The sequence below is a fragment of the Frankia sp. CeD genome (assembly GCF_000732115.1).
GTDB classification, from domain to species: domain Bacteria; phylum Actinomycetota; class Actinomycetes; order Frankiales; family Frankiaceae; genus Frankia; species Frankia casuarinae.
The window spans coordinates 2992-18909 of record NZ_JPGU01000055.1 but is presented as its reverse complement, the minus strand read 5'-3'; the positions used below and the strand labels follow the sequence as shown (position 1 = coordinate 18909).

The following is a 15918-nucleotide window of genomic DNA, read 5'->3' as shown; positions in this document are numbered from 1 at the left end:
CACCCGGACGATCCCGAGCACTGTCACGGTCCACGTCCTGACGAGCCTCACCCTCGACGCGGTCACACCCGCTGATCTCGCGGGCTACGCCCGAGGGCATTGGACGATCGAGAACAAGGTCCACTGGGTGCGCGATGTGACGTTCCGTGAGGATGCCTCGCGGGTTNGGACCGGCCCACTGCCCCGCATCATGACCACACTCCGTAACCTGATCATCGGGCTGATTCGCCTCGCTGGCCATAACCGCATCGCCCCGACCATCCGCAGAATCCGACACGACAACGCCCTGCTCCTGGCCATCCTCACTCTCGACAACCCCGCTGACCTGCATCAATGACTTTGCGGGTCACCCTGCTCCCCCGGCTCCCCCGGCTCCCCCGGCTCAACCGGCTCAACCGGTCCGACCGGCCCGGCCAGTCCCTTCGTCCGCCGGCCGGCCAGCTCCTCCGGGGCAAGTTTCGGAAGCGCACCGAGGGGGACCTCCGGGGCGGCAACCATCGCCTCCAACAACCGCCGAACCTGGGATCCCATCCGTTCTACCGTCTTGTCGGTGAAACGGCGGCGGTCATAACCGATCCTGAGGATGAGGCGGTGGTCGTGGTTCGCATAGAGAGTGAGCGGGNAATTCGTCTGCTCCTCCAGACGGAATTCCCGGTGCCGCCAGGAACCCCCCAGCGACCGCAGCCGGGTAGCAGGCAGGTAGTTCTCAAAGATGAGCAGACTCTCGAACATCGGGAGCGAGGCCGGAATATCACTCCAGGTGTGGATACGGGTCGGCGAGGTGTGCTCAAACTCTCGCAGCGCCAGCTGATGCCGTCGCAGCCGCTTCAGCAGCTCGATCACGGTCATCGTGCTCGGGGCGACGACGCGGAATGGCAGCGTATTGAGAAAGAGACCAAGCATGTCCTGGGCGCCGTCCAGGAATCCGCGACATGCCCGGGTTGTACCGAATACTACGTCATGGCGGCCACTGAGCTGTTGCAGGAGGACCGTCCACGCCGCCTGCACGACGTTATTAGCGGTTACCTGTTGCTCACGGACCAGGAGTTCCAGTGCCCTGGTCATCTCTTCCGAAAGCTCGGTCTCCACGGCCGTCAGGACGTTCTCACCGGGGTCGGGGACGCGGACCACGTCGACGACGAATGGCGTGGGCTCCGTAACACCAGCCAGATCGGCACGCCAGAACGACTCCGCTGCGACAAGGTCCTGCTCGGCCAGCCAGGCGACGTAGTCCCGGTACGGGCGCGGACGGGGACGCTCGGCCCGGCGCCCGACGAGCAGGTGATCGTACCGTTCGAAGAGTTCCGCGCTCACCATGAAAAGGGAGCGCCCGTCCATCAGTGCATGATGGGTCGTCCAGACGAACTCGTATTCATGATTATCCATGCGGAAGACCGCGAACCGCATCGGGGGCCCGGCCGCGAAATCGAAGGACCGGCGCTTGTCATCGTCGAGGTATTCGCGCAGGCTCTGTTGCCGAGTTGCGCTGTCCAACTGCCTCCAGTCCCGCGCGGGCAAGGACACATCGACATCACTGCTGACCACCTGGCTCGGACCGTCCGGATGGTCCAGCAGAAGCCTGGTCCGCAGCATCGGATGCCAGTCGAACAGGTCCCGCAGTGCCTGCTCGAACACCGCCAGATTCAGCTGCTCCCGCAACGTGAACAACTTCTGCAGAACGTAGAATCCCTCGCCGGGAGCGCTGCCACTGTGCAACAGCATTGCGTGCTGCNCCGCCGCCAGCGGAATCCTTTCCACGTCTCCGCCCGACCGCACGGCTCCCGACCCGAGGCGGCGCGCGCTCGTCGGCGCCACCGGACCTGGCGAGGTGCCGCGCCCTTCCGGGTTGTGCATATCGAGCCTCTCGTAACGTTGGGTCGACTTTTCCGACCGGAGGTCTGGCCCCACGGCGAGGCTATGTGGAAAGCCGACCTGGCCCAGACTACTGGAATTCGAAACGGCTTCCTCTCGTCGCCACGAGCAGGTCAACCTGCCGAGCACCACTTTCAACCGGTACTGTGGCCCACGCCACGAAGGTCGTCAACACTTATTACACAGCGCTATCGATTCATTCGAGATGGCGATCGAGCAGCACCGAACAGCGGCTTTATCCACCTTCATTCCGACGCCATTCCGACGCCATTCCGACCGATTCATTGGCCGTTCACCGCCCGGCCAGGAGGTACCGCTGAAATCCCGACAAGATTTTCGATGCGGACGCGCGAGAAGCGCCACTGAAAATATCCCACAGCCTTGACTCCGCGCCGACGAACTGCCCGCGCTCAGGGGTCAATGAGGCGTTCGATGCCGTCAAGGACACGGTCGAGGCCCCAGCTGAACTGCTCGGTGGTGACGTAGGCGGCCAGCACGTCAATCTGGCTGGCGGTGCGTGGGTAATGCTCGACGGGCACGGCAGCGAACGCGTCACGGCGGGCGGCGNTCCGCTCCGCCTCGGTGGTTCCCGGCTCGTGCGGCTCGGCGGCCTCCAACGCGATGGCGCCCAGCACATACACGATCAGCAGATATGCGGACCGGGCCGCGTTCGCCGCCGGCACCCCGCCGTCGGCCAGCGCCGCGAGCAGCCGCTCGTTGAGCGCGAGCGCGTTGGGGCCGTCCATCGGGCCACCGAGTCGTCCTTCCGTCCTTCCATCGAGGCGGCACCGGCCTGGTCTGGACCTGGTTCGCGACCGGCTGGACCTACGCTCTGCTACTACCGCCGACGCTGCTGCTGCCCACGGCCCTCGGTCGCCGGGACGATCCCGTCCNGCGCGCCGCGACCTGGGTCGGCTCCGCCGCGATCGTGCTCGCGCTCGCCGGATTCCTGCGCTGGGTTTTCGTCGTGCCGCCGCTGGCACGGCAGTACATGGCCGGCGACACGACGACCCGAGCAGCCGTCGACGCCGCCTGGCTCGCACAACACCAGCTCGGCGGCGCCCTGCTTGGCGAGCACCTCGGCCAGACGCTCGCCATCGCCTGGTCGACGACGATCTCCGTGATCATCCTCCGCCGCCGTCTGCTTCCCGCCGCTGTGGGCATGCTGGGCCTGGTCGCAAGCGCCATCTACCTGCTCAACCAGGGCGACATCCTGACCACCGCGATCCCCGGGGTCCCCGCATGGGAATCGGCGGGCTTCCTCGGCTCCACACTCTGGTGGAGTATGGATCGCCACCCTCGGCTTCGCGCTCCTGCGCCGGCATCCACCCAGCCGACCCCGCAGAACCGGCTCNGCCCCGCGGCCAGCCGCTGCCGGGCTGCCGGGCTGCCGGGCTGCCGGGCTGCCGGTTCAGCCTTGAGTAATTCAAGATCGGCATCGGGGTCTGTCGCATCCGCGACAGACCCCGACGAGGTCGAGATGGGACCGGTCAGGCGACGATGTCGACCGGCGTGCCCAGGGGCAGCATGCCCGCCAACCAGGTGATGTCGCTGTTACTCAGGCGGATGCAGCCGTGGCTGACGTCACGCCCCAGCGTGTGGGGCTGGTCGGTGCCATGCAGACCGATAATCGGAGCATGGCCTTCGAAGGAGGCCAGTGAGGTGGAGAAGCCCGAGAGGCCGAAGGCGAAGGGCCCGTAGGGTCCGGTCGGATTCCGCGGCCGCAGCAGTTCGGTCAGGTAGTACCGCCCCCCGGGGGTCGGCGTGTCCGTGGTTCCGACCGCCACCACGAACAGGGATATGAGCGTGTTCCCGCGATACAGCCGCAACTGGTGGGCTCCGCGGACGACCTGCAGGTGATAGGCGGTGGTGCTGGCGCGGACCTGGTCGTCCCTGATCCATCCGCGGCTGCCGTTGGGCCATATCGGCAGCAGGACCTGCCACCATCCGGGCAGTCTCGCCGTGACGAGAAAGACCCGTGGCGCGCCCGCCTCATTCGGGTTACTCAGCCGCGACGCGGGCCAGGTGGACATGGGCGTTGGGTAGACGTCCACGCCGGCGACGGTCGCGGTCAGAATCGTGTTCACCGCCTCCGGCTCGGCCGCCGCGCCGCGAGAAGACCTGGCGGTTACCGAAGACCTGGGGATGGCCGAAGACATACCGGTGGCCGAAGAGCCGGCGCCGATGCCCTCACCACCGACCGCGCAGGCGGCCGGGAACAGCAGCCCGCACACGGCGACCATCAGCGCGGCCGACGCGCGCGGCGCCGACAAGCCGGCGGGTGGTCGAGGCCGCCGGGTGCCCGCGTCCGTCACCTCTGTCATCCCATAGAGCCGGTCATCCCGTGAAGGGGACGGTGTTCGTCGTGATCGGCGTCGCCGGTACCGTCGTGCCGGTACTGGTGCCGGTGCCGCCCTGCTGCCCGGGCGAGCCCTGTGGTGTCGTGCCGCTGGTTACGGGTGATGTCGAGCCCGTCTCCTGGGCCGGGGCTTCTCCCGTTCCGGGAGCCTTCGCGGTACCGGGGATCTGTCCGCCACCGGTCGACTCCCCAGTACCGGGAGTCTGTCCGCCAGCAGAGGCCTGTCCGCCACCAGAGGCCTGTCCGCCACCAGAGGCCTGCGGGTACGAGGGCGCCTCGCCCCGCGTGCCCGGCACGATACCGGCTCCCGGGGCGACGGGGCCGGTGCCGGTAGGACCGGTGCCGGTAGGACCGGTGCCGGTAGGACCGGTGCCGGTAAGGCCGGTAGTGGTGGCCGCGGTCGACGGGCCCTGTCCGCTGGCCGGCACCGGCCGACCGTGGGTCGACACACCGATCGTCGGCAGCTGGGGTGAGGGGTTCCACGACTGGTCGAACACGCGGGCCACGACGAGGGAGGAATGCGTGTCCAAGGTGCGCGAGGCNCCCGCCGCCAGCACCCCGTTGCCGCCCCGCCCCTCCTTCGAGAACCAGCCGAAGGCGACCGGATGATCGGTGACGTTCTTCAGCGTCCACGAGACCATGCCGTGCCCGCCTGCCGATCGCAGGTCGAGCGACCGCAGGTGGCTCTGGATCCGGTTGATGTCGGCCGCCCCGATCGAGTAGGCGCGGAACAACGGGTTGATCTGCGCGACGATATGAGGCGGGGTCGGGTTGACGACGACGTTGTCGATACTCACGTCGAGATCTGGCCGCAGGGCGAAGCCGCCCGGGAGCGTGACCTGACTGGAACCGGGCACCCCGTCGGGGAACGCGGCACCGGCTGGACCGGCCACGGCGGCGGCCAGGGCGCCGGCAGCACCGACGGCGGCAAAATACATTTTTCGCGAGCGCATGGCGGGACGCCCCTTCCCTGCGTAATTTATCGGCGTACGTGTACGTTGAATCGCCCTGGCGACAGTACTCTGCGACGTCCTCGTGCTACCCCGCACGATCTCACCAGGTACCCCGTCCGGGCTAACACGGCGGCGGGAACCGGGCGCGGACGGTCCGTCCGTGCCGTGTGTGCAGAGGATTTTTTCGTACCCACCAGGAGGCGCCGGCGAAAGTTGTTCGGCCGGTATCTTCCGACTCACCTGTCCTCACCAGGACAGGTGAGGACGGCGATACGATTATGTCGGGCTCTCCGAACGGGCCAGGTACGCGGATGTGGTGTGCAGGACGATGGCCGCCAGCGCGCCGGAATGGTGGGTGCGGTAAACGAGGTCGGCCTGGGCCGGGTCCACCCGGCACCGCCAGAACCAGGAGGGTGATAAGGAGGGCTACGCAGAACTCGGGGAATAGAAATAGAGCGCCCAGATCACGGAGAATTCCGTCCGACGGGTCGGGAGCGGACGCCGGTGGTCNGTGTGCAGTACTCGCCAGACCCTGGAGTTGGCGACGGCCCGGGTTGTGCCCGGTCAGGTGCTGTTCTCCCGAGTACAGTTCCGGATCGGAACTGTACGACCGACACGGCAGCAGGGACCCGTCCGCCACGGTGGCCGTCCCCCGAACTCGGCCGCGATGCGGTCGATGCTCAGCGGGTGAGTCGCAGTACGCGTCGGGTGCGGGGAACGGCCCGGTTGGCGGCGGGACGCTGGTCATGATCGGGTGCCTTCGGCGGGATGGGCCTGGCCCCGGCGGTCGCGTCGAAGCCACTCAGGCGCTCAGGCACTCAGCCGCTCCTTGACGTAGGTGGCATAGACGATCTTGATCATCTCGCTATCGTTGCCGACGTCGATGCCGACCTCGGCATGGCGGCGCACCGCCTCGGCGGCCGCCTGGCGGATGGTTCCCGGCAGCCGCTGTGCCCGCTCCGGGGTCGGGTCGTGATGCTCCCGCTGGAGCACCTCTTCGGCCAGCATCCTGGGCACGGCAGGCTGCCGACGTGGGCGGTCACGATGCGGTCGGTGCTCAGCTTCATATCTCTCCTCGCTTACGGCAGACGGTCAACGGGCTCAGCGGGGGCAGGGCTGAGAGACGGAGACAGAAGGAAACATCCTCTTAACGGAATGCATTAGATGGATAGAATTTTCATACAGTATGATTTCTACCAAAGGAACAGATCTTCATCCGGCCCGTGCGGCAGATGACAGCGCACCACCGGCAAGCTGGAAGCCGAAAAGCGCGAGGATGGTGACGACGTTGGGAGAGACCATGACCGGACCGACGGCCGTCGAGACGATCGACGAGCCCGCCCAACCCACCCCCGGGCCGGGCGGCACCATCGCGCACCTACGCGCCTGCCTGCCGACTCTCACTCCCAGCGGTCGCAAGATCGGCCAGCTGATCCTCGACGACCCGAGGGAGATCGTTCACCTCACCGTCACCGATCTCGCCGACCGGACCGGCACCTCCGTCGCGACCGTGGTCCGGTTCTGTCAGGATCTCGGCCTCAAGGGCTTCGCCGACCTCAAAATTCGTCTCGCCGGCGAAGCGATTCCTCCCGAACGCGGCCTCCACGAGGCCGTCACCCACGCCGACTCCCCTGCCACCATCCTGGAAAAGATCCTCCACAGCACCGAGTCGGCCCTGTCCGAGACCACCCGCACCGTCGACCGCGCGGCATTCACCCGCGCGGTCGACGCCCTGCAATGCGCTGACCGGGTCCTGCTCATCGGCGCGGGGACGTCCGCCCCGCTCGCCCAGGACGCCGCCTACCGCTTCCGCACTCTCGGCCTGCTCGCCGAAGCCCCCGCCGACGCCCACGTCCAACACGTGGCCGCGCGCCTGCTGCCTCCCGCCTCCGCCTGCCTGGCCATCAGCCACACCGGGCAGACCCGCGAAACCCTGGCCGGCGCCGCCGCGGCGCGCGCGGCAGGGGCCACGACCATAGCCCTCACCAGCTTCTTCCGATCCCCCCTGACGAGGCTGGCCGACGTAGCCCTCGTCGCCGGCAGCAGCGAAACAAACTATCGAGTCGAGGCCATGAGCAGCCGCATCATCCACGCGACGGTCCTCGACGCCCTGTTCGTGGCCGTCCACCTCGCGCAACCCGACCGCGCCCAGAAAGCCCAGGAACTCACCGCCGAGGTACTCACCGAACACCGGATCTGACACCCGAGATCACGGAGGTGAACCCGCGGAGGGTGACGGCGAGGGTGGCCATGGCGAGGGTGGCCATGGCGAGGGTGGCCATCTCCCGGTCCGGTACGGCGGTGATCTGATCGTTNNNGTNNANNNGANANNGGTCCAGCGGTTGGCTGGTTATACACGGTCGAGACGGCCAGCGAGACGGCCAGCGAGACGGCCACGGCAGGCCGGCGGCGGTAGCGGCGGTCCTCTCNCCCCNCGCNGACCGCACGAACTACGCAGACCGTGTAAACCGTGCGCCGGCCTCCCACCGCACCCGCTCCTGCGGTGACCACGATCCTTCGACTGGCCTTCGGCCGGCGAATCTGGGACCTGACCTCGTGAACGCTCGTGAGTGTTGGCGGTCATCACGTTCGCCGGCCGTGTTGTCCTCGACCGGGCACCCAGCGTCCTCGACAGGGCACCCCGCCGGTTGGCCTTCCCCTGGTAGGACACTTACGAGGAGACCTACGCGGAGCCCTCATTCAGGACCGGCCTCGGCGGGTTGATCACGTGCTACTTCTCCGTTCGGGCCAACCCGACGGGCACCGTGTTCAGGTGGACGAAGGACGACCGGCGTGAAGGCGTTGCGGGCGTACCGGTTCGCGCTCGACCCGAACAACAACCAGCGTGCCGGCCGACGACCGGCATGTGAAGCTGCCCCGGATCGGCNGGGTGAAGGTCCGCGAGCCGATGGGCGCGCTGACCGGGCGGCTGGCGAATGGTCGGGCCCGCCTCCTAGGCGCCACGGTGTCGCGCACGGCCTGCCGCTGGTTCGTATCGTTCACCGTCGAGGTCGAGCGGGAGGTTCCCACCGGCCCGTCACGGCGGCAGCGTGCCGCCGTGACGGTCGGTGTCGACCTCGGGGTGCGCCACCTCGCCGTCCTGTCGACCGGTGAGACCGTGGCGAACCCGAAGCCGCTGGCCCGGTCGCTGCGGAAGCTGCGCCGCGACGGGCCGCACAAGCTCACCACCCGGCTCGCGACGTCCCACGAAACGATCGTGGTGGAAGACCTGCCCGTGGCCGGAATGGTCCGTAACCGCCGCCTCGCCCGTGCCGTGTCCGATACCGGCATGGCCGAGGTCCGCCGCCAGCTCGCCTACAAAACCCTCTGGTACGGATCGACCCTGGTGGTCGCGGACCGCTGGTACCCCTCGAGCAAGACCTGTTCCGGCTGTGGCGGGCGNAANCCAAANCNGACCCNGCCGGACCGCATCTTCACCTGCCCGTCCTGCGGGCTGGTGGCCGACCGCGACGCCAACGCCGCGGTCAACCTGCGTCACCTCGTCGCCGCCAGTACGTCGGAGACGATAAACGCCCGTGGAGCCGACCGTAAGACCCACCCTGGTGGGCGGGTGGCTGTGAAGCGGGAACCCGGCACGGCCATGGCCGGGAAGAGCGTCACCCGCACCACCGAGGTGGCATCCGGCGGGAAGTACGGCGGGACACGGCGGGNCACGGNGGGNCACGGAGGGNGTCCCGGTCGGCGTGAAATCCTTCACGCGGCACGGAAGGGCGCGACACGTGATTCCCGTCGCGATCGCCTTGCCGGGTCTGCCGTAGACCATGACGGCGAGCTTCCGAAAAAGCGCCGTGACCACGCTCGGCGTGAACGCCCCGCCCACCAACTGACACAATTGGGTAGTCAGATCACGGCCCGCTGCTGCGCCCCGGAGGGCACGAATGAGGGCACGAATGAGCCGGCCCTCCCAATCCTTCCGGTAAAGTCGGACGGGACCCGGACCCGGACGCGGAGCGTGAAAAGCGGAGCGTGAAAAGCGGCCAGAACCGTTGAGGAATGCCGCCGAACCCGGCGGGCCGTCATGGCCGGGACCGTCACGGATTCCCCGCGCAGGGGGCATCATTGCCGGCTCACAAGTGGTTGCAAGAGGTTTCAGGCGTCCGGCCGACGGCTTCCTCCGATGCCNCCCGACTCCGCCTCGAGCCGTTACCCGAACAAGCCAGCCGCAGGGGCGGCGGCGGCGGCTTTCCCTCGCATCCACCAACGATTCGATAGGCATCAGCAGCACTCCATCGCCGCACCGGTCAGTCATGACGGCCCTGAAGCCGCGCCCCGGCCGGTTTCCGGAGTGCCCTGGGAAGGAGAATCCATGGCGGATCCCGTGGTGACCGACGTCGGGACGTCGGCACGCAAGATCGACCGCGAAGACCCGAACGGCGGATGCCCGGTCGTACAGGGCGCCGACGGCGTATGGCGGATCAGCGGGTACGCCGCCGGGCAGGCGGTGCTGCGCAGCTTGGAAACCAAGCAGGCCGGCCTCGGTATCGACGCATCTAAGGCGATTCCCAAGCGGATCCGCCGACCGGTGCTGCACAGCGACGGCCCCGAGCACCGGGAACGCCGCCGGCTGACCGCACGATTCTTCACTCTACGCAGGGTCGACGAGCACTACCGCGAGCTGATGCACCGCGTCGCCGACGAGCAGATCGACCGGTTGCGCCGCGAGCGGAGCGTCGACCTGTCCGAGCTCAGCTTCGCCCTCGCCGTCGAGGTCGCCGCCGCGGTGATCGGCCTCACCAACAGCCGCCCCGGCATGGCCGCCCGCCTGGAACGGTTCGCCCAGGGAGACCTCGGACCGCCGAATGTCACCAGCATCCGCGGCATCAGGCAGTTCATCCGGCAGAACCGCCACGCCCTCGCCTTCTACCTCGCCGACGTGCGCCCCGCGGTACGCGCCCGCCGTCGGCGACGCACGGATGACCTCATCTCACACATGATCGACCAAGGCTGCACCAATGCCGAAATCTTCGCCGAGTGCGTCACCTTCGCACCCGCAGGAATGATCACCACCCGGGAGTTCATCAACGTCGCCGCCTGGCACCTGTTCACCGACGACACACTGCGCGCCCGCTACCACGACGCTGACCAGACCGAACGGATCGCGATCCTGCACGAGTTCCTGCGCTTGGAACCGGTCATCTCCACTCTCAAACGGCGCACGACGGCCGACATCCAGCTACCGGNCCCGCACGGCCCGCNAACGATCCCAGCCGGCGCCCAGATCGACATCGCGGTGAGCAGCACCAACATCGACACGCAGGCCATCGGCGCCGACCCGTACACAGTCCGCCCCGCCCGCCCGATCGGCGACGGCGTGAGTCCGGCGGGGCTGAGCTTCGGCGACGGCCCCCACAAATGCCCCGGCGCACACGTCGCCATCCACGAAACCGACATCTTCCTGCACAAGCTGTTCATGCTCGACGGCCTGCACATGGCCAGCCCACCCCAGGTCACCCTCCGGGACGAGATCGCGGCCTACGAGCTGCGCGGCCTCGTCGTCACGCTCGACTGAATCGTCGCGCTCGGTTGACCCGGCCCCACACGCCCGGCGCCGGGCACCAGGCACCGGATTCGCGTCGTCGCCGACGATGAACCTGAGGCGTCACGACACTCCCGGATCCATCACTCCCGGACCCATCGGCTGGGCCTGGCCGTTACGGATCTCCGCGCGGGCGTGCGCGACGAGCTCCTGGACGTCCCGTTCCACCTCGTCGGGGTCAAGCCCGAGCGCCCGCCCGATGTGGACCGACCACACCTCGGACCGCAGGTTGGTCTCGAAGTCGAGTTCGGCACGGAGGTTCTGCCGGGCGGCCTCACGGTTCTGGCTGACCATCACGAACGTCGATAGGAAGATCGCCTCCAAGCTGACGATCATCGTCAGGAGGCCGAACGGGTAGCGGTCGAAGACGGCGCCCTCGCCGAACACGCCCTCGTTCAACAGGATCCAGCCGCCGAACCAGACCGCATGCAGGTAGACGAAGGGCAGCGATCCCGCGAAGGAGGTGATCAGATCCGCCCCGCGGTCCTGCGAGGTGCGCATCCGGGCGAAGGCGATCCGCTCGTTGGAAATACGCGGATGCGGGCGGCCACCCGCTTCGGCGTGACGGGGTCGGCCATGGGTGTCGGCGGAGGAACTCATGCCTTCATGCTGATATGCACCCGGATGCGTTCCCGCGCCGGCCCGCTCCTGGTGACGCTCCATCGCCTCCAGCCGCCTGGCGATCGGAATCCAGGAATTCCTCACCTGCATCCGCGCGGTCAGCCGGCGGCCCGCGGGACACTGGGCCGATGCCGCGTCCCTTCCAACAGATCGATGTCTTCTCAAGATCCCCGTATCAGGGCAATCCGGTAGCCGTCGTGCTCGACGGATCGGGACTCGACCCGGAGGAGATGCAGCGGTTCGCCCGGTGGACGAACCTCTCGGAGACTACCTTCATCCTGCCGCCCACCTCATCGGACGCCGACTACCGGGTCCGGATCTTCACACCCGGTGCCGAGCTGGCCTTCGCAGGGCATCCCACGCTGGGTACCTGCCACGCCTGGCTGACCACCCGGCCTCCGGCCGAACGGGGCGATGTGGTCGTTCAGGAGTGTGGTGCCGGGCTCGTTCCCGTCCGGCGGACCGCGGACGGACTCGCGTTCGCCGCACCCCCGCTGCGACGCTCGGGGCCGGTTAAGGAGGCCCTCGTCCAGCGCATCGGCACGGCGCTGGGCATCGCCCGCGATGACATCGTGGCCGCCGAGTGGGCGGATAACGGGCCGGGATNGATTGCTGTTCTACTCGACAGCGCCGAGGCGGTCCTCGCGTTGCAACCGGGCATCGTCGACCTGCATCTCGGCGTGCTCGGCCCGTATCCGCCCGAGTCGACCGAGACGTTCGAAGTTCGGGCCTTCTTCCCCGTGAACGGCACGACGAGGGAGGATCCGGTAACCGGAAGCCTCAACGCGTCCGTCGCCCAATGGCTGCTCCGGACCGGGCGAGCGAGCGCACCCTACACGGTGAGCCAGGGAACACTGCTCCACCGGACCGGACGGGTGCACATCTCCGCTGATGCGGACGGCACGGTCTGGATCGGCGGCGACACGATCACCTGCGTGTCCGGCTTCGTCGAGCTATAGGTTCCGTTTGTAAACGAACCGACCTGCGCTGGCATACCGGCGCAGGTCGGCGAGCTGGGCGTCGTTCCGGGTCAAGAGCGAACCCGATACGCCTGGAGGACCCTCACGGGCTTCCTCGACGGCGGCTGCGACCGCGCGCCGGACCCGGTCCGCGGCGGCCTCCCGACCATACAGCCGGAAGCACAGCGACGTCAGGATCTCGGTCACGTCCCCGACCAGATCGTCATCCACCCCGGCGGGGTCCTCATCCACCCCGGCGGGGTCGACGACCAGCAGCCGGCGGCCGGACGCGGCAAGGTCGGCGTCGACATACTCGACGCCGAACCGGCCGAACCGGTCGCGATACTCGACAACGATCGTGGCTACCTGCGTGCCGCGTAGCAGGGCATGGCCCACTATAGCCTGCCAAAGTACATTATTAAGCGCTGAGTCGTGCAAACTAAAGTACACCCTATGGAACGCGAACTAAGTGACGGAACGGTCGAAGGCATCGCCATCAACCCCGAAACAGGCGAAGAACACCCGTTCCTGCGTCGCCCAGGCCGACGCACACGGGCCGTGGTCTATCCGCCCTTTCGGTCCTACGGCGTCGAGGTTCGGTCAGGGACGCGGCCGATCTGGCTCTATCTGCGGCTATCGAAGTACCACCGGGATGGCGCTGATGCGATCGAGCGTCACCGCATCGACCTCACGCGGCTACTGGCCGGCCACGTGGGGCGATGGAAAATCGCTGGTGGTCGGCCGGTCGACGTCGGGCTGCCTTGGTGCCGTAGGTGGAGCCCGTCTTCTAGTGTGACGTGGGGATCTTCAGGCACGTGGGACTGCTGCTTCGAGCGCGACCTTTAGACTCTTTGATCATCTGATCCCCCCGGTCGGCCGCCTGGTCTGTCTCGATGTATGAGGGGGTCTGGTGGAGCGGCAGGTGGCGCGGTGCGCCGGTCTGGACGTGCACAAGGACGAGATCGTCGCCTGTGCGCGGATCTCCGATCCGGGTGGGCCTGGCCGGGTCGAGTTGCACACGTTCGGGACGACGACGCGTGAGCTGTTGGCGTTGCGGGACTGGCTGACGGGGCTGGGCGTGACCCGGGTCGGGATGGAGTCGACCGGGGTTTTCTGGAAGGCGCCGTTCCACATTCTGGAGGACGCGGTCGCCGAGTGCTGGCTGCTCAATGCCCGGCATCTGCGCAACGTGCCGGGCCGTAAGACGGATGCGGCGGACGCGGCGTGGATCGCGGAGCTGGTCGAGTACGGCCTGGTCCGCCCGTCGTTCGTGCCGCCCCAGCCGATCCGGGAACTACGTGACCTGACCCGGTATCGCCGCGCGCAGATCGACGAGCGGACCCGGGAGGCGCAGCGCCTCGACAAGGTCCTCCAGGACGCGGGGATCAAGCTGTCGTCGGTCGCGTCGGATGTGCTCGGGAAGTCCGGGCGGGCGATCCTCGACGCGCTGGTCGCGGGGACCACCGACCCGGTCGTGCTCGCCGAGCTCGCCAAGGGCCAGCTCCGTAAGAAGATCCCGGCGCTGCAAGAGGCGCTGACCGCGTTCTTCACCGGCCATCACGCGATCATCATCGGGGAGATCCTGTCCAAGCTGGACTACCTGGACGAGGCCATCGACCGGCTCTCGACCGAGATCGACCGGGTGANCGCCCCTTTCGCGGATGAGGTCGCCCTGCTGGACACGATCCCCGGGGTCGACCGCCGCATGGCCGAATGCCTGATCGCCGAGATCGGCGTCGACATGACCGTCTTCGGCTCCGCCGAACGGCTCGCCTCCTGGGCGGGCCGCTGCCCCGGCCAGCACGAGTCCGCCGGCAAGTCCAAAGGCGGCCGGACCCGCAAAGGGTCGAAATGGCTGCGGATCTACCTGCACGACGCCGCCCGCGCCGCCAGCCGCACCAAGAACAGCTACCTCAACGCCCAATATCACCGGATCAAAGCCCGCCGCGGCCCCGCCAAAGCCAGGGTCGCCGTCGAGCACTCGATCCTCGTCGCCGCCTTCCACATGCTCGACCGAGGCGAGCCCTACCACGACCTCGGCGCCGACTACTTCACCCGACGCCGCGACCCCAACCGCCACGCCCAACGCCTGATCAGCCAGCTCGACGCCCTCGGCTACGACGCGGTCATCACCAGACGAACCGACCAGCCCACCGACACCAAGGCCGCGTGACCCGAGGCAGCGGNCCNCCACNCCNCCCGNCCCAGCCCCGCCACGGCGCTGAGGCGGCACGCCCCATGTGGGTACGTCCCGATCAACGGTCACCCTGTTTTCCCTTTAGGAAGCGTGGCCGGCCGGCGGCGGACCCGCGGGACAGGGAGATCGAGCAGTTGCGGGCGGAGCTGGCCCGGAAGGACAAGGAGCTTGAGGCGTCCCGGCGCGTGGTGGGCATCATGGGAAAAGCCAACGCGCTTTTGGAGGCGCTCTCCGAAAGCATTCCCGAGATTTCCCGGGAGTCGTCGCCGAAGGAGAACGGATAGCTGACGCCTGCGCGGTGGAGTTGGCCGGGGTTGTCGGGGTGAAGAAGGCCTGCGAGTTAACGGGCCGGTCGCGGGCGACGTTCTACCGGCGTCATCGTCCGCCGGCTTCGGTGCCGCCGCGGCCGGTCCCGAAGCCGCACCGGGAGCGGGTCCAGCCGCGGGCGTTGTCCGCGCGGGAGCGGGAACGGGTGCTGGAGGTGTTGAACTCGGAGCGGTTCCGGGACGCCTCGCCGGCGCACGTGTGGGCGACTCTGCTCGACGAGGGGGGCTACCTGGCGTCGTGGCGGACGTTCTACCGGATCCTGGCCGCGGCGGGGCAGACCGGGGAGCGCCGCGCCCAGGCGTCGCACCCGTCGCACGTGAAGCCCGAGCTGCTCGTGTGCGCACCGAACCAGGTGTGGACGTGGGACATCACCAAGCTCAAGGGCAGGTCGAAACACGAGTACTACTACCTGTACGTCATTCTCGACGTCTACAGCCGGTATGTCGTGGGCTGGCTGCTTGCGCCGAACGAGTCCGGGGAACTCGCGAAGGAGCTGGTCAGCCAGACGTGCGAGAAGTACGGCGTCGACACGTCGGGGCTGACGGTGCACGCCGACCGTGGCTCGTCGATGACGTCGAAGACCCTCGCGCTGCTGCTGGCCGACCTCGACATCGTCCGGTCGCATTCCAGACCGCGGGTCTCGAACGACAACCCGTTCTCCGAATCGCAGTGCAAGACGTTGAAGTACCGGCCCGAGTTCCCTGACCGTTTCGACTCGATCGAGCAGGCACGCCGGTTCTGCCGTGGGTTCTTCACCTGGTACAACACCGCGCACAAGCACTCCGGGATCGGCTATCTCTCGCCGGCGGCCGTCTACTTCGGCCTGGCCGGGCAGGCGCACGCCGCGCGGGCCCGGGTGCTTGACGCGGCCTACGCCGCGCACCCGGAGCGGTTCGTGAACCGGCGGCCGGTCCCGCCGCCGCTGCCGAAGCCCGCNGGGATCAACACGAAGCCCGACGACCAGGCCGAGCCGGTCACCGACGGTGCCCCCGAACGATCGGAGGTCATCCCTCGACAGAGATCGAAACAGGGATCGAACGCAGGCTAGTCCACAAAGAATCTTGCCTCAAAAA

Annotated in this window: 13 protein-coding genes and 3 pseudogenes; 9 read left to right on the top strand and 7 right to left on the bottom strand. The window is 68.0% G+C overall.

What is annotated here, in order from left to right; translation table 11 throughout:
- A pseudogene (locus CED_RS19185) lies at positions 1 to 337 on the top strand (ISAs1 family transposase); the annotation flags it as partial.
- On the opposite strand, the gene CED_RS19180 reads toward CED_RS19185, so the two are convergent.
- Both CED_RS19180 and CED_RS19175 read right to left on the bottom strand, forming a co-directional pair.
- Positions 331 to 1854: a condensation domain-containing protein gene (locus CED_RS19180; RefSeq protein WP_084680868.1), complete on the bottom strand. Its 1524-nt coding sequence runs from the start codon at positions 1852 to 1854 to the stop codon at positions 331 to 333. The pseudogene CED_RS19185 and the gene CED_RS19180 sit on opposite strands and share 7 nt — an antisense overlap.
- A 428-nt stretch (positions 1855 to 2282) precedes the next feature.
- Complete coding sequence (locus tag CED_RS19175) at positions 2283 to 2618, bottom strand: TetR/AcrR family transcriptional regulator C-terminal domain-containing protein (RefSeq protein WP_051868933.1); 336 nt, start codon at positions 2616 to 2618, stop codon at positions 2283 to 2285.
- 47 nt (positions 2619 to 2665) lie between these two features.
- Here CED_RS19175 and CED_RS23075 point away from each other — a divergent pair, with 47 nt between their 5' ends.
- Complete coding sequence (locus CED_RS23075) at positions 2666 to 3418, top strand: DUF4386 domain-containing protein (RefSeq protein ID WP_200875437.1); 753 nt, start codon at positions 2666 to 2668, stop codon at positions 3416 to 3418.
- Here CED_RS23075 and CED_RS19170 read toward each other — a convergent pair.
- The 3 genes from CED_RS19170 to CED_RS19160 all read right to left on the bottom strand — a co-directional run bounded on the left by CED_RS19170 (position 3363) and on the right by CED_RS19160 (position 6201).
- Complete coding sequence (locus tag CED_RS19170) at positions 3363 to 4196, bottom strand: L,D-transpeptidase (protein WP_011436404.1); 834 nt, start codon at positions 4194 to 4196, stop codon at positions 3363 to 3365. The genes CED_RS23075 and CED_RS19170 overlap by 56 nt on opposite strands.
- Before the next feature lie 1668 nt (positions 4197 to 5864).
- Positions 5865 to 6002, bottom strand: a complete 138-nt coding sequence (locus CED_RS24465; RefSeq protein ID WP_157493373.1) for a hypothetical protein — start codon at positions 6000 to 6002, stop codon at positions 5865 to 5867.
- Positions 5995 to 6201 carry a GspH/FimT family protein gene (locus CED_RS19160; RefSeq protein WP_152569801.1) on the bottom strand — a complete coding sequence of 69 codons (207 nt, stop codon included), beginning with the start codon at positions 6199 to 6201 and terminating at the stop codon, positions 5995 to 5997. Before CED_RS19160 ends, CED_RS24465 begins: the two co-directional genes overlap by 8 nt.
- 283 nt (positions 6202 to 6484) lie before the next feature.
- Here CED_RS19160 and CED_RS19155 point away from each other — a divergent pair, with 283 nt between their 5' ends.
- From CED_RS19155 to CED_RS19145, 3 genes and pseudogenes are all read left to right on the top strand, one after another.
- Positions 6485 to 7384, top strand: coding sequence for a MurR/RpiR family transcriptional regulator (locus CED_RS19155; RefSeq protein WP_011436401.1), 900 nt, complete (start codon positions 6485 to 6487; stop codon positions 7382 to 7384).
- Between the two features lie 624 nt (positions 7385 to 8008).
- Positions 8009 to 8800, top strand: a pseudogene (locus tag CED_RS19150) (RNA-guided endonuclease TnpB family protein); the annotation flags it as partial.
- 711 nt (positions 8801 to 9511) lie between these two features.
- Positions 9512 to 10714: a cytochrome P450 gene (locus CED_RS19145; RefSeq protein ID WP_200875436.1), complete on the top strand. Its 1203-nt coding sequence runs from the start codon at positions 9512 to 9514 to the stop codon at positions 10712 to 10714.
- A 90-nt stretch (positions 10715 to 10804) separates the two neighbouring features.
- Here the strand turns inward: CED_RS19145 and CED_RS19140 are convergent, their stop codons facing one another.
- The gene (locus tag CED_RS19140) at positions 10805 to 11341 is read right to left on the bottom strand and encodes a DUF1003 domain-containing protein (protein ID WP_011436397.1); all 537 of its coding nucleotides are present in this window, start codon (positions 11339 to 11341) and stop codon (positions 10805 to 10807) included.
- Positions 11342 to 11490: 149 nt separating this feature from the next.
- Between CED_RS19140 and CED_RS19135 the strand changes: the two genes are divergently transcribed.
- Positions 11491 to 12321, top strand: coding sequence for a PhzF family phenazine biosynthesis protein (locus tag CED_RS19135; RefSeq protein WP_035912965.1), 831 nt, complete (start codon positions 11491 to 11493; stop codon positions 12319 to 12321).
- A gap of 108 nt (positions 12322 to 12429) precedes the next feature.
- On the opposite strand, the pseudogene CED_RS19130 reads toward CED_RS19135, so the two are convergent.
- Positions 12430 to 12708, bottom strand: a pseudogene (locus CED_RS19130) (IS607 family transposase); the annotation flags it as partial.
- Positions 12709 to 13231: 523 nt separating this feature from the next.
- On the opposite strand from CED_RS19130, the gene CED_RS19125 reads away from it, so the two are divergent.
- From CED_RS19125 to CED_RS19120, 3 genes are all read left to right on the top strand, one after another.
- Positions 13232 to 14494 (top strand): IS110 family transposase, encoded by a 1263-nt coding sequence (locus CED_RS19125; RefSeq protein WP_035912963.1) that lies wholly within the window; start codon positions 13232 to 13234, stop codon positions 14492 to 14494.
- Positions 14495 to 14652: 158 nt separating this feature from the next.
- A complete protein-coding gene (locus CED_RS24460; RefSeq protein WP_157858598.1) occupies positions 14653 to 14802 on the top strand; it encodes a hypothetical protein in 150 nt (49 codons plus the stop codon).
- Between the two features lie 20 nt (positions 14803 to 14822).
- Positions 14823 to 15893 carry an IS3 family transposase gene (locus CED_RS19120; RefSeq protein WP_235187166.1) on the top strand — a complete coding sequence of 357 codons (1071 nt, stop codon included), beginning with the start codon at positions 14823 to 14825 and terminating at the stop codon, positions 15891 to 15893.
- The last annotated feature ends 25 nt before the right edge of the window (positions 15894 to 15918 follow it).

Coding starts and splice junctions, on each gene's coding strand:
- CED_RS19170 (WP_011436404.1), bottom strand. CDS start 4,196: ATGACAGAGGTGACGGACGCGGGCACCCGGCGGCCTCGACCACCCGCC.
- CED_RS19155 (WP_011436401.1), top strand. CDS start 6,485: ATGACCGGACCGACGGCCGTCGAGACGATCGACGAGCCCGCCCAACCC.
- CED_RS19140 (WP_011436397.1), bottom strand. CDS start 11,341: ATGAGTTCCTCCGCCGACACCCATGGCCGACCCCGTCACGCCGAAGCG.